Raw genomic sequence first — 16206 nt, forward strand, 5'->3', positions numbered from 1 at the left:
GCTGCAACATGGCGTCACGCTCCTGCAGACGACGACGGCGCGCGCCGCCACGGAGGCCGGCGCGCGCCGTGAGGGCGGAGGCTCAGCCGACGGCGACCACCTCGCGCGCCCGTCGAGCCGCTGCCACCAGCCGGGTGAGGCTCGCCACCGTCTCGTCGTAGCCGCGCGTCTTCAAGCCGCAGTCGGGGTTGACCCACAGCAGTCCCTCCGGGATGCCGGCGGCGGCGGTGGCGAGCAGCTCGTCGAGCTCCTCGTGCCCTGGGACGCGAGGGGAGTGGATGTCGTAGACGCCCGGACCGATGCCGCGGTCGAAGCCGTGCGCGGCCAGCGCGTCGACCACCTCCATCTTGGAGCGTGCCGCCTCGATGCTCGTGACGTCCGCATCCAGGCCGTCGATCGCATCCACCACCGTGTTGAACTCCGAGTAGCAGAGATGCGTGTGGATCTGGGTGGCCGGCGCCGCACCGCCGGTGGCCAGCCGGAAGGCGCCCACTGACCAGTCGAGGTAGGCGGGGCGGGCCTCGCGGCGCAGCGGCAGCAGCTCGCGCAACGCCGGCTCGTCCACCTGCACGATGCGGACGCCCGCGGCCTCGAGATCGGCGATCTCGTCGGCCAGCGCGAGCGCCACCTGGTCAGCGGTCTCGCCCAGCGGCTGGTCGTCGCGCACGAACGACCACGCGAGGATCGTGACCGGTCCGGTGAGCATGCCCTTGACGACCTTGCTCGTCAGCGACTGCGCATACGCGATCCACTCGACGGTGAACGCCGCCGCCCTGGAGACGTCGCCCCACAGGATCGACGGCCGCGTGGCCCGCGAGCCGTAGGACTGCACCCAGCCGTGCTCGGTCGCGGCGAAGCCCTCGAAGTGCTCGGCGAAGTACTGCACCATGTCGTTGCGCTCCGGCTCGCCGTGCACGAGCACGTCGAGTCCCAGCTGCTCCTGCAGCTCGATCACGCGGCGCACCTCGGCGCGGAGCACCTGCGTGTAGCCGCTGTCGTCGAGCTCGCCTCGCGCGTGCCGTGCGCGGGCGGTGCGGATGTCGCCGGTCTGAGGGAATGAGCCGATCGTCGTGGTCGGCAGCGGCGGCAGCTCGAGCGCCTCGCGCTGCAGCCGGGCGCGCTCGTCGTACGTCGCGCGCTGGCGCGCCTCGCTCGGCAGCGACGCGAGTCGAGCGCGGACGGAGCCGTCGCGCACGCCGGGTGCAGCGGCGCGGTCCGCGACCGCGGCGCGCGCGTCGGCGAACGCCTGCTCGTCGAGGGAGCCGGTGAGCGCTGCGGCCAGTGCGACGACCTCCGCCACCTTCTGGTCGGCGAAGGCCAGCCACGATCGCAGTCGGGGGGCGAGCGACTGCTCTGCCGCCACGTCGTGCGGCACGTGCAGCAGGCTCGTGCTGGTGCCGACGGCGACGGGGCCGCGAGCCGCGATCTCCCGCAGGCGCTCCAGGGCGCCGTCGAGGTCGGTGCGCCAGACGTTGCGGCCGTGCACCACACCGGCGACCAGCGGCGTCGAGCCGGTCGCCGGCGCGCCGCCGCGCACGAGGTCGATCGCGAGTGCGTCGACGGCGTCGGCCAGCGACTCGACGCGACCGGCAGCATCCCCGTGTCCGACATGCAGCAGCACCAGCAGTCCGGCTGCGCGCAGGGCCTCGGCACCGGCGCGGGCGACGGCCTGCAGCTCGGCGAGCTCGACGTGGTCGAAGTCGGCGATCAGCGCGGGCTCGTCGAGCTGGACCCAGGTGGCGCCGGCCGCGGCCAGCGCCTCCCCGAGCGCGCCGTAGGCGGGCACGAGCCGTTCGGCGAGCTCGATGGGCCGGATGCCCGCCGCCTTCGAGAGCGCGAGATAGGTGGCGGGCCCGACCACGACCGGGCGTCCGTGCACACCGGCCCGGCCGGCCTCGACGAAGCGGTCGACGATGCGGGTGTCGGCGAAGGAGAAGGTCGTCTCGGCGTCGAGCTCCGGCACCAGGTAGTGATAGTTGGTGTCGAGCCACTTGGTCATCTCGAGCGGCGCGGTGTCGCCATGCCCGCGCGCCAGCAGCCACTCGCCGGCGAGCCCCTCCGGCAGGCCGCCGCGAAGCCGCGGGGGCACGACGCCGAAGGTGAGGGTGGCGTCGAGCACGTGGTCGTAGTGCGCCGCCTCGATCGGGATCGAGGCGTCATCGGCTCGCAGGCCGAGCTCGCGCAGGCGCTCGAGGTCGGCCAGCCGGTTCGCGCTCGCCGCGGCGTGGAAGGCGGCGGCGTCGATGGTGCCGCGCCAGTGCGCCTCGAGCGCGCGCTTGAGCTCGCGGCGGCGGCCGATGCGGGGATAGCCGAGGATCGTGCCGCCGGGGAAGATCGGTGCCGCGGCGTGCTGCTCGCGGGTGCTGATGGTCGTCATGGTGCTCCTGTGCTGATGCTGGTGGCGATGGGCAGCGCGCCGACGCCCTCGAGGACGTCGATCGCGGGTCGGTGGTCGTTGAAGGTGTAGAGATGCACGCTGGGCGGGTCGTGCTCGGCGAGCGCGCTGATGAGCGCCACGGCGGCGTCGACGCCGATCCGCACGGCGTCCTCGGGTGCCGCTCGCGCGAGCCGGTCGGCGAGCACCTGCGGGAGCCCCTCGCCCGCGAGCTCGGCCGATCGCACGAGCCGGCGGTGCGAGGTGGGGATCGCGACGCCGGGCACGATCGGGATGGTCACGCCCCGTGCCCGGGCGAGCTCGACGAAGCGGGCGTAGTCGTAGGGGTCGAAGAACAGCTGCGTGATGGCCATGGTGGCGCCGGCGGCCTGCTTCGCCAGCAGCGCGTCGATGTCGCGGCGGTGCACGCCGGCGCCGGGATGGCCGTTCGGGAAGGCGGCCACCGCGACGTCGACCGTGCGTCGCCGGTCGGACAGCGACGCGGCGCGCAGGCCCGGCAGTCGGGTCTCCGCATAGGGCTCGCGCTCGGACTCGACCCGCTGGATGAGCTGGACGAGCTGCGACGCGGTCTGCAGCGACGTGGGCGGCATCGGGCTGTCCTCGCGCGGCGGGTCGCCGCGCAGGGCGAGGAAGCGAGTGATGCCGGCGTCGAGGAACTGCCGCACGAGCTGCGACGTCTCCGCGACGCTGAGCCCCGTGCAGGTCAGATGTGCCATCGGGTTCGCGCCGCCGTCGATGAGCCGCTGCAGCACCCCGAGCGAGTGGCGCGTGGTCGAGCCGCCGGCGCCGAAGGTCACCGAGACGAACTCGGGATCGAGCGCGATGAAGGCATCGACGGCTGCGTCGACGCGCGACGCGGACGCCGGAGTGCGGGGCGGGAAGAGCTCGAAGGAGTAGCGCAGGCTCACGGACGGATCCCCTCGAGCGCCTGCAGCAGGTCGGCGACGATGTCGTCGACCCGCTCGAGGCCGATGGAGATGCGCACCAGCCCCGGCGTGATGCCGAGCGAGCGCCGCTCGGCGTCGTCGAGCTTGCCGTGGATGGTGCTGCCGGTGTGGATCGCGAGCGTGCGGACGTCGCCGATGTGGGTCATCTGGCTCACCAGCCGCAGCCCGTCGAGGAACGCCCGAGCGGCATCGCGGCCGCCGACCAGGTCGACCGAGACGATCGAGCCGGCACCGTCGGGCAGCATCCGCTCGACCACTGCCCTGCGCGGGTCGTCAGGCCGACCGGGGTAGTGCACGTGAGCGACGGCCGGATGCGTGGCGAGCGCGTCGGCGACGGCGCGCGCGTTCTCGACGTGGCGCTCCATGCGCAGCGACAGCGTCTCGATGCCGTGCAGCAGCAGGAAGGCGCTCGTGGGCGGGAAGCTCGGGCCGTGCTCGAGCACCGTCACCGAGCGCAGGTAGGCGGTGTACGCGGCGTCGCCGAAGCGCTCGGCGAACGACTCGGCGCCGTGCGGCCGAGGCTCGTGCAGCTGCGGGAACCGGTCGGCGGCGGCGGCCCAGTCGAAGATGCCGCCGTCGATGATGGCGCCGCCGATGACCGAGCCGTGACCGCTCAGCCACTTGGAGGTCGAGTGGATGACGACGGCCGCGCCGTGCTCGAAGGGGCGGCACAGGTAGGGCGTGGCGACGGTGTTGTCGATCACGAGCGGCACGCCGGTGCGCTCAGAGACGCGGCCGAGCATGGCCAGGTCGGCGACCTCGCCGAGCGGGTTCGCGATCGACTCGGCGTAGATCGCGCGCGTCTCCGGGAGCACCGCGTCGACCCATGCCTGCTCGTCGGCGTCGATGGAGACGGCGCTGAACCGCAGCCCCTGCCGGCGCAGTGCGCCGCGCACCATCTCGCGCGTACCCTCATAGAGCCGGTCGGAGGTGAGGATGTGGTCGCCGGACTGCGCGAGCGCCGAGAGGGCTGCGGCTATGGCTGCCTGGCCACTGGCGACCAGCACGCCGTCGATGCCGCCCTCGAGGTCGGCGATGCGGCGAGCAGCGACCACGTTCGTGGGGTTGTCGTTGCGGGAATAGGCGCGTCGCGCGCTGCGGCCGGCGAAGCGCTCCGCGCCGTCGTCGAAGCTGTCGAAGACGTAGCCGGCGCTCTGGTAGATCGGGGTGATGCGGGCGCCGGCCTCGGCGTCGACGATCGCGCCGGCGTGGATCTGGCGGGTGGCGAAGCCCCAGTCGGTCGCGCTCATCGGGGCGAGCCTGCACCGATCGGCGCCAGCGCGGCGGCGATCCGGTCGATCGCCTCCTCGAGCACGGGGGCGGGGGTCGCGAAGACCAGTCGCACGTGCTGCTCGGAGCCCGCGCCGCAGAGCGCGCCGTCCGTGAGCGTCACGCCGGCCCGCTCGCGCAAGAGTGCTGCGGGCGAGCTTTCACGCAGGTGCAGTCCGGCCAGGTCGAGCCAGGCGAGATAGGTGGCCTCCGGGGCGTGCCAGCGCGCGCCCGGCAGGCGCTCGGCGAGCAGTGTGCCGAGCAGATCGCGGTTGCGCTGCAGGTAGTCGACCGTGCCCTCGAGCCACGGCCCACCCTCGCGGTAGGCCGCCGTCGAGGCGATCACGCCGAGCGTCGACGCCCCGTGCACCACGGCGAAGCCGAAGCTGCGGTAGCGCGCCTCGTCGGCGTCGTTCGAGGTGATGAGCTGCGCGGTCTTGAGCCCGGGGATGTTCCAGGCCTTCGAGGCGCTCGTGCCCGTGATCGTATGGCCGGCCGCCGCAGCGGAGACGGACGCGTACGGCACGTGCTCGCGGTCGTCGAAGCGGATCGAGGCGTGGATCTCGTCGGCGAACACGCGCCCGCCATGGCGCTCGACGAGCTCGGCGATCTGCTTGAGCTCGGCGCGCGGCAGCACCGTGCCGGTCGGGTTGTGCGGGTTGCAGAGCACGAGCGTGCGAGCACCGGCGGCGAGGGCACGGTCGATGCCCTCGAGATCGTGCTGCCACCGCCCGTCGATCACGACCCCGGGCACCTGCACGACTGGGCGGCCGATCGTCTCGAGGTAGGTGAGGAACGGCATGTAGGCCGGTGTCGGCACGATGACCGCAGAGCCCTCGGGCGAATAGTGCTCGACGGCAGCGCCCAGTGCGGCCATCACGTCGGAGACCGCGTGCACGCGCTCAGGGTCGACCTGCCAGCCGTGCTGCGACGACTGCCAGGCGGCGGTCGCCTGCGCGAGCTCGGCGGCTGTCGAGGGCGAGAGGTAGCCGAGCACGTCGTCGTCGATCGCGCGTCGCAGGGCCTCGCGCACCGGCGGCGCGGTGCCGAAGTCCATCTCCGCCACCCATGCGCCGATGGTGCCGGGGTGCAGGCTCCACTTGCGGCTCGAGGGCCGCTCAAGGTCGACCCTGCCGATGCCATCCCATGCGTGCTCGCCGCGCCGATACGCCGTCATCGCTGGCCTCCTTCTGCCCGTGCCGCCATGCTGGCAGGGACGGCTGCCCGGCTTCGAGGCGGCCGGTAACGCGGCGCAACACAGCCGCGAGCGGGATCGCGCTCAGCTGCCGCCGGGGCTGGCGGGCGACAGTGCGAGGTACTGATGCACGAAGGCGATCGCCATCCCGCCCTCACCGACGCCGGCGGCGACGCGCTTGACGGATCCCGAGCGCACATCGCCGATCGCGAAGACGCCCGGTGCGCTTGTCTCGAGGTCGTAGGGCCGTCGCTTCGGCCGCCAATGCTGGGAGGCCGCCGCCTCCGAGCCGGCGACGACGTAGCCGCGCGCATCGCGGGCGATCGCGTCGGGCAGCCAGTCGGTCATGGCGTCGGCACCGATCATGACGAACAGCACGTCGCAGGTGCGCGCACTGACGATCCCGCTGGCGCGATCGAGCACCTCGATCGTCTCCAGCCGCTCGGCTCCGTGGGCGTCCACGACCGCGCTGCGCGTCTCGACGCGGATGCCGCCGTTCGCTGCGAGCTGGTCGATCAGGTACTGCGACATGCTCGCCTCGATCGAGGCCGCTCGCACGAGCAGCGTGACCGAGCGCGCATGGCGGGCGAAGAAGAGCGCCGCCTGGCCGGCGGAGTTGCCTGCACCGACGATGCAGACCTCGGCGCCGTGGGTCAGCGCGGCATCGCTGCGGGCGGCGCCGTAGTGCACGCCGTTGCCGATCCGGCGCTCGAGCGACGGCACCGGCAGCTTTCGCCAGGCCACGCCGGTCGCGAGCAGCAGCGCGGCCGCGCCGAGCACATCGCCGCCGTCCAGCCGCACCTCGAGCCGCTCGGCATCGACGGCCTCCACGGTGCGGGTCACCACGATCTCCGCACCGAGCCGCTTGGCCTGCTTGAGCGCGCGGCTGGCCAGGTCGTCGCCAGAGATGCCGAACGGGAACCCCGTGTAGTTCTCGATACGCGTCGAGGTGCCGGCCTGGCCGCCGGGGGCGAGCGACTCGATCACGAGCGTGCGCACACCCTCGGCGGCGCCGTTCACAGCGGCCGTCATGCCGGCCGGTCCGCCACCGACGATCACCACGTCGTAGCGGGCATGCTCGGGCCGCACCGCGAGGCCGGTCGCCTCGGCGACATCGCGCATCGTCGGCTCCAGCAGCGCCTCGGCGCCCTCGCGCTCGAGCACGGGGTAGCGCGCCGACGCCGCAGCGACGTCGAGCGTGACCCGGTCGAACGCGACCTGGTTGCGGGCGAGGAAGGCCGCGACCTCGTGGGTGCGTGGATCGCCCCGCGGGCCGATGAGCCGGATGTCGGTGTCGGGGCGCTCTGCGGCGAGCACCTGCAGCGAGTCGAGGTACCGGCGTGCGAGCCCGGCCACGCGAGTCGGCACCGAGGGAGCGAGCGCGGCGAGGGTGTAAAAGGCGGTGATGTCGAGCTTCAGCACGCGCGAGGGCCCGGCGGCGCGGCCGCTCGCGGGAAAGGGCGTGCTGAGCGTCATGGGCACCTCCCCGAAGAAGCGCCCGGGCAGACGGGTCCCGATCACCCGCTCCTCGCCGTTGACGATCTTGGTGATCTCGGCTCGACCCTCGACCACCACGAAGAGCGCGCGCTCGTCACACTCATGGGCGAAGTACTCGCCCGCGATCAGCCGGATGTCCTCGACCGCGCGCGTCAGGTACTCGAGCGCCTCCAAGGGCAGTGCGGCGAAGATCCGGATGCCCCGCAGCTCATCGACGGTGATCACGACGCGGCCGCGACCGTGCGCACCGGGAACCGCGGCTTGATGCGCTGGTTCACGAAGGTGCCGATCGAGTCAGCCGCGAGCTCATCGAACACGGCGCGCGACGCCATCCCGTACACGGAGGTGCCGCCGCGCCGATCTCAGTCGAAGGATGGGTCGACAGCGGGGCCGGCGTCGTCGAGCACGAAGGTCAGCTCGAGCGTCACCTGCCACGAGGTGATGGCGCCGTCCTTGATGTTGACGACGTGATCCTTGACCCACGCGCCCTCGATGCCGCGCAGTGTCTCGTTCGCCCGCGCGATGCCTTGGCTGATCGCGTCCTCGAAGCTCGTCTCCGAGCGTGCGCTGATGGTGGTGATCCGTGCGATGGATGCCATTGCCGTCCTCCTCGACTGCAGTGCGAGGAAACTCCTCGCGCTGCCAGCAAACCGCGCTGCGGGAAGAAAGGGAAGACCCGATCAGCCCTTGCCGTCGTCGAGGTCCTGCACGTCGTCGGCGCTCTTCGGCAGGGCGGGGAGGGTGCCGGTCGCGTGCGGAATGCGGGGCGTGAGCACCGAGGCGACATCCGACTCCTCGCTGACCGTGAGGAATGCGAGGTGCGCCTCGTAGCGATCGAGCACGTCGTCGATGATCTGCTGCTTCGTCAGGCCCATCAGGTCGTAGCCGCCCGAGCCGGTCTGCGTGATGACCTCGAGCCGGTAGTAGACATCGGTCTCGCGCGACATGCGGCCGCCGAACATCGGCACCGGCGCCTCCATGAGCGCCACCTGGTAGTGGAAGTCGCGGAACTCGTCCATCGACACCCGCAGCATCGGCTCGTCGACGCCGGTCGCGGTGTTGGCCATCCGTCCCTGCTCGACCTCGTAGCCCTGCGCGCGGAACTCGGCCACCACATCCGCCATCGCCGGCCGCACCACGCGGTCGAGGTACTGGGCGACCTGCTTCTTCGACGGGAAGGCTCGCATGCGCTCGAGCCGCTGCTTCCACGACCGCTCCGGTGCCTTGCCGCCGGTCGTCGCCATCGTGCGCCGCTGCAGCACCCGGCCCTCGCGCTCGGCACGCTCCATGCGCAGCACCTTCGAGAACGAGAGCATGACCAGGTAGGCGATGACCGTGACCGGCAGCGCGAAGATGAGCGTCGCGTACTCCATCGTGGTCACGCCGCCCGCGAGCAGCATCGCGATGGTCAGCAGCGCAGTCAGCAGCGCCCAGTAGATGCGCAGCCACTTCGGGCCGTCCTGGCTGGGCTCGGGGATCGAGGAGGAGAAGTTCGACATCACCATGGCGCCGGAGTTCGCGCTCGTCAGGTAGAACAGCAGGCCCGACAGCGTCGCGAGGCCGATGAGGAACATCGGACCGGGGAACATCTCCAGCAGCGCGTACCAGCCGGCCTCCGGGCTGTCGACGGCGAGCTGGGCGAACTCGGCATTGCCGTTCACGATCACCTCGTACAGGGCCGAGTTGCCGAACAGCGACACCATGAAGAAGTCGCACAGCACCGGGGCGGTGATCGCTGCGATGACGAACTCCCGCAGCGTGCGGCCGCGCGAGATGCGCGCCAGGAAGACGCCCACGAAGGGCCCCCAGGCGAGCCAGAACGCCCAGAAGAAGAGCGTCCAGCCGCCCATCCACTCGGCGCCGTCGGGCTCGTAGGCGAAGGTCTGCAGCGTGCGCTCGGGGAGTGTGACGATGAAGCGGGCGATGTTCTCGACCAGCGCGTTCAGCAGGAAGGCCGTCTGGCCTGTGAAGAGGATGTAGAGCATCATCGCCGCGGCGCTCCACAGGTTGAGCTCCGAGATCCAGCGGATGCCCTTGTCGACGCCGGAGGTGGTGGCGGCGATGGTGAGCAGCACCGCGACCAGCACGAGGCCGATCTGCAGGGCGAGGCCCTGCGGCAGACCGAAGATGAGCGAGAAGCCCACCCCCAGCAGCACGACGCCGATGCCCATCGAGGTGGCGACCCCGAAGACGGTGCCGACCAGCGCGATCGTCGAGATGCTGTCGCCCAGCGGGCCGCGCACCCGCTTGCCCAGCAGCGGGTAGAGCGCCGCGCGGATGGACAGCGGCATGCCCCAGCGGTACGAGAAGTAGCCCATCGCCATGCCGAGCAGCGCGTACATCGACCAGCCGGCGATGCCGTAGTGGAACATCGTCCAGACCACCGCGTCCTGCGCGGCCGCCATGGTCTCGCCGTCGCCGCTGGGCGGATCGAGGTACTGCACGACGGGGCCGGTCACCGAGTAGAACAGCATGTCGATGCCGACGCCGGCGGCGAAGAGCATCGCGACCCACGTGAACAGGTTGTACTGCGGCCGTGAGTGGTCGGGCCCGAGGCGCACGCTGCCCTCCTTCGACAGCGCCACCCACAGCACGAAGCCGATCACGATCGTGACCGTGAGCACGTAGTACCAGCCGAGGTTGGTGGCGATCCAGTCGACCACCGTCAGCATCGTGCTGTTGGCCTGCTGCGGCATCAGCATCGCCCAGATCGAGAACGCGAGGACGATGGCCGAGGCGATGATGAGCACGCGCCAGTGCACGCGCGGCTCCCGGTGCTCCATGAGCTCGGTCGGTCCCTTGCTCATGTCGCTGCGCGAGATGGGGGCGTCGCCCTCGTGCCGTTGCCGCTCCGGCCCTCGCTCGGTGCCGCCGAAGCGCGTGCGCTCGAGAGGCGGATGCGCGGGTCGGGCCGCGCCGCGTGCGTCCGACCGGCGCCCCCCGTCGGCCGCTCCGTGGTCCTGGCTGTCGCTGATCCTCGCCATGCTCGCCGCTCCCGTCCCCGTCGTTATCTGACAGCTCAGTCTGCCGTGCGCCCGTGCTCGCGATCCGGCGCCCGCCGTCGGGCGACCCACGCAATGGTCCAGAGCGCGGCCAGCACCGTCAGCGTGATCCCCGCCGCCCAGAGCCCTGCGGCGGCGGTGAGCACGACCTCGAAGATGAACGCGGTGACGCCGACCACGAGCGCCGAGACGACCACGAGCGTGGCGATCAGGAAGCGGTTGCCGAGCTGCACGACATCCTGCTTCATGCGCTTGGCGAAGTGCAGGCGGTGCACGACCACGGGCGTCATGCCCAGCAGTGTCGCGAGCCCGGCGATCGCGACGAGCACCAGGTAGTGCACGATCTCGTCGGCGTCCAGATCCTTGAAGCCCGACTGGAAGGCGACCGCGAGCAGGAAGCCTGAGATGAGCTGCGTGCCGGTGAGCACGACGCGCAGCTCCTGCAGGATGTCGGCGAAGTTGCGGTCCGCCCGCTCCTCAGGAGTCTCGTCGCGCCCACGGAAGTCGTTCACAGCCGGATCTTCCCACCGCTGGGCTGTGAACGGGGAGTCAGTGGTTGCGGAGCTTGTCGATCAGCTCGTCCTTCTTCAGGTCGGAGTAGCCCTCGATGCCCAGCTCCTTCGCGCGATCCTGCAGCTCGTCCACCGTGCGGTCCTCGTAGTCGCCGGCCTCGCCGCCGCGCTCGCCGACCTCGTCGCGGCCGTCGCGAGCGGCAGCGTTGGCGATGCGGGCCGACTTCTCCTTCGAGTTGCCCTCGTCGCGCAGCTTCTCGTAGAGCTCCTCGTCGTTGATGTGCGGATCAGGCATGACCGCTCCTCTCGTCGTCGGTGCTCCCGACGCTACTCCGCGCGAGCCGCGGGTCAAGGGGCGCGGCAGCGCGAGCAGCGCGATGCCGATGGCGACCACTGCGAGCCCGATCCAGCCGATGACGGCCGGGCGCTCGCCGACCACGAGCACGGCGAGCAGCGTCGCGACCACCGGCTCGGCGAGCGCGATCGTGGTGGCGCTCGACGAGCGCAGCACGCGCAGCCCGAAGCCGAACAGCAGATAGGCCAGCGCCATCGGCACGAGGCCGAGGTAGGCGATGGTCGCCAGCCCCGCGGGGGAGGCGAGCGGTCCGATGCCGACGACGGCGAGCCAGCTCGCGCACACGAGCCCGCCGACCAGGAACAGCGAGCCCATCGCTCCCGAGGCGGATGCGCCGCGGGCGATGAGGCGGCTGCCGGCGAAGGCGTACAGCGCGTAGCCGAAGCCGGCCACGAGCGCGAGCGCGACGCCCGCGGGGGCGAGCGACGCATCCGCCGAACTCGCATCACCCGCTGCACCGCCGTGCCCGCCGAGCGTCAGCAGCACGATGCCGACGGCCGCGACGCCCGTCGCGAGCGCCCATCGTGCGTCGGGCCTGCGGCGGTCGACTGCCCACTCGAGCAGCGCGGCGAAGATCGGGCCGGAGCCGAGCGCGACGACGTTGCCGACCGCGACGCCCGCGAGCGCCATGGAGGGGTAGTAGGCGGCGGGGTAGAGCACCACGCCGACCGCGCCCGCGAGCACCCAGCCGAGCTGCTGCCGCTGCCGCAGCACCGCCAGCACGCGCTTCGCCGAGATCGCGGCGAGCACGACGCCGCCGATGGCGAAGGTCGACAGCCCGATCGCGAGCGGCGAGGACCCGGCGGGAGCGAAGTGCGCCACCGTGCCGGTCGTGCCCCACAGCACCGCGGACAGCAGCACCGCGACGGCGTGCGCCGGTCGTCTCGGAGCGGCGAGCGTCGGCACTGCTCGATCCTACGGCCGAACCTCCGGCTGCCCCCAAGCGACGCGTGCCAGCATGGGCGCATGCGGCATCGGATCTCTGAGCTCCTCGCCGGCGCCGGGCTGTTCCTGCGCGGCTTCGGCACCTGGGCGAAGAGCCCGGGACTGATGGCGCTCGGGGCGGTGCCGGCGCTCATCGTCGGCACGCTCATGCTCGCGCTCGTCATCGTGCTGAGCTTCCAGGTGGGCGGATGGGCGCAGGCGCTGACGCCGTTCGCCGACGGCTGGGCCCCCTTCTGGAGCGACACGCTGCGGCTCGCGCTCGCGCTCGGCATCCTGGTCGGCGCGATCGTGCTGTGCGTGCTGACCTTCGCGGCGGTCACGCTCACCGTGGGGGAGCCCTTCTACGAGCGCATCTCGCGCTCGGTCGAGGCGCGGCTCGGCGGCATCGCCGCGCCGGTCGAGCTCGGCTTCTGGGTCTCGCTGCGCCGCGGGCTGCGCGATGCCGCGGTGCTGATCGGCATCGCGATCGGCACCGCGATCGCGGTCTTCGTGATCGGGCTCATCCCGCTGGTCGGCAGCGCGCTGGGCCTCATCGTCGGCGCCGTGCTGGGCGGCACGGCGCTCGCGCGCGAGCTCACCGGCATCCCCGGCGATGCCCGCGGCATGTCGCTCGCCGAGCGCCGCGCGCTGCTGCGCGCGCACCGCTGGCGCACGCTCGGCTTCGGTGTCGTCGCCTACCTGCTGCTGCTCATCCCCGGCGTCGCCGTGATCGCGACGCCGGTCGCCATCGTGGGGGCGACGCTGCTGGTGCGCGACCTGCGCGGCGAGCCGACGACCGCCCCGCCGGCCCAGCCGGGAGCCTCGTAGACTGGAGCCGCCCGCCAGATACGAGAGGTTCCATGCCCATCGCAGCTTCCGTCCGTCGCGCCGACCCCAGCGAGATCGCCGAGTGGGACGCGCGCATCGAGACGAACCCCGACGGCGGGCACATGGTGCAGTCGCTCGCCTTCGCAGAGACCAAGCGGTTCGACGGGCTCGAGCCCGTCTTCCTCGTCATCGACGCACCGGTCGCCGGCGTCGAGGGCGCGACCGAGCGCATCCACGCCCTCGCCCTCGAGGGCAAGGTGTCGCTGGGCCGCTACTGGTACCTGCCGATGGGCCCGACCGCGACCGACATGGCGCCCGTGGTCGAGGGCCTGCGCGCCTTCGCCAAGGGTGAGGACGGCCTGCTGGTGGTGAAGATCGAGCCCCACCTGGAGCGCACGCCCGAGCGCATCACCGAGCTCGTCGGGCTCGGCCTCGAGCAGAGCCGCGACATGCAGGTGATGACCCACACGGTGGTGCTCGACCTCGCGCAGGGCGAGGAGGAGCTGTTCGCGTCGTTCTCGCAGATGATCCGCCGGCAGGTGCGCGGCGCGACCAAGAAGGGCTACCGCGTCGAGCGGCCCGAGCCGACCCAGCAGACCTTCGACCGCATGCACGCGATGATGCTCACCGTCGCCGGCGGCAAGGGCATGGCGGGCATGCGCGAGCGCGCGTACTACGACCAGTTCTGGGGTGCCTTCACGCGGGGCGGCACCGGCCGCTTCTACTTCGGCTACGACGACGACTCGGGTGAGCCGCAGGCCGGCATCTTCGTGACCACCGCCGGCCGCACCGTGGTCTACAAGGACGGCGGCTCGCGCCCCGACCGCAAGATCAACGGCGGCTCGGCGCTGCTGCTGTGGACGGCGATGCAGGACGCGATCGCCGACGGCAAGCTCGCCTTCGACCTGGCCGGCACGCCGCCGCCGGACCGCGTCGACGACCCGACGCACCCCTTCCACGGGCTCGCGCAGTTCAAGCTGCGCTTCGGCCCCATCTCGAGCTTCCTGCCCTCGTTCGACCTGGTGCTGCAGCCGCTGCGGCACCGACTGTGGGAGAACGTCGTGCGCCGCATCGAGTGGCGCATCAAGAAGGGCCCGGACACGCTGCGATGACCGAGGCCACGAGCGTCCGCTTCGCGACCGACGACGAGATCGCGCGCTGGGACGAGCTGATCGAGCAGAATCCCGACGGCGGCATCATGACCAGCGCCCGGGCGATGGGCGAGATCAAGCGCTACGACCGGCTGACGCCGCGCTTCCTGGTGGTGGAGGGCGCGCAGACGGTCTACGCGCTGGCCCACGAGGGCACGGTGTGGTTGGGCCGCTACTGGTACATCCCGCTCGGGCCCACCTGCGACGACCTGGAGGGGATGGTCGCTGCCATGCGCGAGTTCGGCAGGCGGCAGGACGGGCTGCTCGCCATCAAGGTCGAGCCGCACCTGCTGCGCAGCCCAGAGCTGATCGCCCGCATGGAGGCCGCCGGCACCGTGCGCAGCCGCGACATGCAGCTGCTGACGCACACGGTGGTGCTCGATCTGACGCTCGGCGACGAGCTGATCATGGAGTTCCAGAAGAAGCTGCGCTCGTCGATCCGCGGGGCCGAGAACAAGGGCTACCGGATCGAGACGATCGAGGCGCACGAGGCGACCGAGCAGGACTTCGTGCGCTTCTACGAGCTGCTGAAGACCATCAACGGCGGCAAGGGCGTCGCCGCCATGCGCGAGTTCGCCTACTACCGGCTGTTCTGGGGCGAGTTCGCGAAGACCCAGGGCGGCCGCTTCTACTTCGGCTACGACGGCGACGGCACCGAGGCGCAGGCCGCCATCTTCGTCACGCTCGCCGGCCGCACCGCCGTCTACAAGGACGGCGGCTCGCGACCCTCGCGCGCCATCGCCGGGGGAGCGGCGCTGCTGCTGTGGCGCGCCATGCAGGATGCCGCGCGCGACGGCAAGACCGCCTTCGACCTCTGCGGCACCCCGCGGCCCGAGCAGATGGACGACGAGACCCACTGGTACTACGGGGTCGGGCAGTTCAAGAAGAAGTTCGGGCCGGTGGTGAGCTACCTGCCGTCGTTCGACATCCTGCTGCGACCCATCCGCCACCGGCTGTGGGAGCGCGTCGTGCGCCGCATCGAGTGGCGCATCAAGCCCGGCACGGACGCACTGCGATGAGGAGGCCCGCATGACCGGCTCATGGACCATCCGCCGCGCGCGGCAGGAGGAGCTGCTCGACTGGGATGCCAGCGTGCAGGCCAACCCCGACGGCGGGCAGTGGACGCAGGGCCTCGCCTACGCGCGGCTCAAGTCGACCGAGCGGCTGCACCCGGTCTTCCTGGTGCTCGAGTCGGCCGGCACCGCGGTGCACGTGCTCGCGCTCGAGCACCGCAGCCTCGCCGGCCGCTTCTGGTACCTGCCCCTCGGCCCCGGTGTCGCCTTCGGCGACCTCCCGGGCATCGCGGATGCGCTGCGCGCGGCCCGCGGGGATGTCACGAAGGGCGTGTACGCGGTCAAGGTCGAGCCCTACGAGGTCGACACGCCCGAGCGGCGCGCGCTGCTGGCGGATGCCGGGTACCGGGTCGCCAACACCGTGCAGCAGAACATCCACACGGTGCTGGTCGATCTGACACCCGCGGTGGACGACATCTTCGCCGGCTTCAACAAGAAGCTGCGCAACCACATCCGCAACGCCATCAAGCACGGCTACCGGGTCGAGAAGGCAGAGCCGGGGGAGGCGACGTACCGGCTGATGTACGAGCTCATGCAGACCGTCGCCGGCGGCAAGGGCGTCGACACCATGAAGCCGTACGACTACTACCGCACGCTCTGGGGCGAGCTGTGCGACCGCGGCCAGGGCCACTTCTGGTTCGGGTACGACGGCGCGCACGACGGCCCCCAGGCATCCGCTTTCATGATCGGCTTCGGTCGCTACGCGCTGGCGAAGGACGGCGGCTCGGTGCCCGACCGCGCCATCCGCGGCGGCGCCCACCTGATGCGCTGGACGGCCATGCAGTGGTTCAAGGAGCAGGGCCGCGAGGTGTACGACACCTACGCGACGCCGCCATCGTGGCAGGCGGACGACGAGTCGCACCGCATGCACGGACCGGGCATCTTCAAGCGCCTGTTCGGGCCGATCACCGACCACCTGCCGAGCCACGATCTGGTGCTCGACGAGCCGCGCTACCGGCTGTTCCTGCGGCTGCTGCTGCCGGTCGAGCGGCGCGTGCGCAGGCGCCCGTGGGGCATCTGGTAGCCGCCGCGCTGCACCCCGAACGCTGGTAGCCGCC

14 protein-coding genes and 1 pseudogene are annotated in these 16206 nt (G+C 71.7%); 4 read left to right on the forward strand and 11 right to left on the reverse strand.

The annotated features are described in order from the left end of the window. Positions 1-82 precede the first annotated feature (82 nt). The 11 genes and pseudogenes from metE to J1M46_RS15230 form a co-directional block, all read right to left on the reverse strand. On the reverse strand, positions 83-2377 hold the full coding sequence (gene metE / locus J1M46_RS03650) for a 5-methyltetrahydropteroyltriglutamate--homocysteine S-methyltransferase (protein ID WP_206446578.1): 2295 nt from the start codon (positions 2375-2377) through the stop codon (positions 83-85). Then, positions 2374-3303: a methylenetetrahydrofolate reductase gene (locus J1M46_RS03655; RefSeq protein WP_206446579.1), complete on the reverse strand. Its 930-nt coding sequence runs from the start codon at positions 3301-3303 to the stop codon at positions 2374-2376. The genes metE and J1M46_RS03655 overlap by 4 nt, the downstream gene beginning before the upstream one ends. After that, complete coding sequence (locus J1M46_RS03660; RefSeq protein WP_206446580.1) at positions 3300-4592, reverse strand: O-acetylhomoserine aminocarboxypropyltransferase/cysteine synthase family protein; 1293 nt, start codon at positions 4590-4592, stop codon at positions 3300-3302. Before J1M46_RS03660 ends, J1M46_RS03655 begins: the two co-directional genes overlap by 4 nt. Then, positions 4589-5788, reverse strand: coding sequence for a MalY/PatB family protein (locus J1M46_RS03665; RefSeq protein ID WP_206446581.1), 1200 nt, complete (start codon positions 5786-5788; stop codon positions 4589-4591). The genes J1M46_RS03660 and J1M46_RS03665 overlap by 4 nt, the downstream gene beginning before the upstream one ends. A gap of 102 nt (positions 5789-5890) precedes the next feature. Further along, positions 5891-7528, reverse strand: a complete 1638-nt coding sequence (locus J1M46_RS03670; protein WP_206446582.1) for an FAD-dependent oxidoreductase — start codon at positions 7526-7528, stop codon at positions 5891-5893. Beyond that, positions 7525-7620 carry a KTSC domain-containing protein gene (locus J1M46_RS15220; protein ID WP_241248999.1) on the reverse strand — a complete coding sequence of 32 codons (96 nt, stop codon included), beginning with the start codon at positions 7618-7620 and terminating at the stop codon, positions 7525-7527. Before J1M46_RS15220 ends, J1M46_RS03670 begins: the two co-directional genes overlap by 4 nt. A 45-nt stretch (positions 7621-7665) precedes the next feature. After that, a complete protein-coding gene (locus J1M46_RS03675; RefSeq protein WP_206446583.1) occupies positions 7666-7902 on the reverse strand; it encodes a dodecin family protein in 237 nt (78 codons plus the stop codon). An 81-nt stretch (positions 7903-7983) separates the two neighbouring features. Next, complete coding sequence (gene betT, locus J1M46_RS03680; protein WP_241249000.1) at positions 7984-10110, reverse strand: choline BCCT transporter BetT; 2127 nt, start codon at positions 10108-10110, stop codon at positions 7984-7986. A gap of 212 nt (positions 10111-10322) precedes the next feature. Continuing rightward, on the reverse strand, positions 10323-10817 hold the full coding sequence (locus J1M46_RS03685) for a DUF6328 family protein (protein WP_206446585.1): 495 nt from the start codon (positions 10815-10817) through the stop codon (positions 10323-10325). Positions 10818-10854: 37 nt separating this feature from the next. Then, positions 10855-11112, reverse strand: a complete 258-nt coding sequence (locus tag J1M46_RS15225; RefSeq protein ID WP_241249293.1) for a DUF7218 family protein — start codon at positions 11110-11112, stop codon at positions 10855-10857. Between the two features lie 81 nt (positions 11113-11193). Continuing rightward, positions 11194-12078 (reverse strand): annotated as a pseudogene (locus tag J1M46_RS15230) (DMT family transporter); the annotation flags it as partial. A 60-nt stretch (positions 12079-12138) separates the two neighbouring features. On the opposite strand from J1M46_RS15230, the gene J1M46_RS03695 reads away from it, so the two are divergent. The 4 genes from J1M46_RS03695 to J1M46_RS03710 are packed head-to-tail and all read left to right on the forward strand — an operon-like array spanning position 12139 to position 16172. Further along, positions 12139-12924, forward strand: a complete 786-nt coding sequence (locus J1M46_RS03695; RefSeq protein ID WP_206446587.1) for an EI24 domain-containing protein — start codon at positions 12139-12141, stop codon at positions 12922-12924. Positions 12925-12956: 32 nt separating this feature from the next. After that, on the forward strand, positions 12957-14036 hold the full coding sequence (locus J1M46_RS03700) for a lipid II:glycine glycyltransferase FemX (protein ID WP_206446588.1): 1080 nt from the start codon (positions 12957-12959) through the stop codon (positions 14034-14036). Beyond that, positions 14033-15094, forward strand: coding sequence for a lipid II:glycine glycyltransferase FemX (locus J1M46_RS03705; RefSeq protein WP_206446589.1), 1062 nt, complete (start codon positions 14033-14035; stop codon positions 15092-15094). Before J1M46_RS03700 ends, J1M46_RS03705 begins: the two co-directional genes overlap by 4 nt. Before the next feature lie 10 nt (positions 15095-15104). Next, positions 15105-16172, forward strand: a complete 1068-nt coding sequence (locus J1M46_RS03710; protein WP_206446590.1) for a lipid II:glycine glycyltransferase FemX — start codon at positions 15105-15107, stop codon at positions 16170-16172. Positions 16173-16206: the final 34 nt, after the last annotated feature.

The sequence above is a fragment of the Agrococcus sp. KRD186 genome (assembly GCF_017168255.1).
Taxonomy (GTDB): Bacteria; Actinomycetota; Actinomycetes; order Actinomycetales; family Microbacteriaceae; genus Agrococcus.

Bases quoted from the DNA above. Each gene is read 5' to 3' on its own strand.
- metE (WP_206446578.1), bottom strand. From the start codon at position 2,377: ATGACGACCATCAGCACCCGCGAGCAGCACGCCGCGGCACCGATCTTC.
- J1M46_RS03660 (WP_206446580.1), bottom strand. From the start codon at position 4,592: ATGAGCGCGACCGACTGGGGCTTCGCCACCCGCCAGATCCACGCCGGC.
- J1M46_RS03665 (WP_206446581.1), bottom strand. From the start codon at position 5,788: ATGACGGCGTATCGGCGCGGCGAGCACGCATGGGATGGCATCGGCAGG.
- J1M46_RS03675 (WP_206446583.1), bottom strand. From the start codon at position 7,902: ATGGCATCCATCGCACGGATCACCACCATCAGCGCACGCTCGGAGACG.
- betT (WP_241249000.1), bottom strand. From the start codon at position 10,110: ATGAGCAAGGGACCGACCGAGCTCATGGAGCACCGGGAGCCGCGCGTG.
- J1M46_RS15225 (WP_241249293.1), bottom strand. From the start codon at position 11,112: ATGCCTGATCCGCACATCAACGACGAGGAGCTCTACGAGAAGCTGCGC.
- J1M46_RS03695 (WP_206446587.1), top strand. From the start codon at position 12,139: ATGCGGCATCGGATCTCTGAGCTCCTCGCCGGCGCCGGGCTGTTCCTG.
- J1M46_RS03700 (WP_206446588.1), top strand. From the start codon at position 12,957: ATGCCCATCGCAGCTTCCGTCCGTCGCGCCGACCCCAGCGAGATCGCC.
- J1M46_RS03705 (WP_206446589.1), top strand. From the start codon at position 14,033: ATGACCGAGGCCACGAGCGTCCGCTTCGCGACCGACGACGAGATCGCG.
- J1M46_RS03710 (WP_206446590.1), top strand. From the start codon at position 15,105: ATGACCGGCTCATGGACCATCCGCCGCGCGCGGCAGGAGGAGCTGCTC.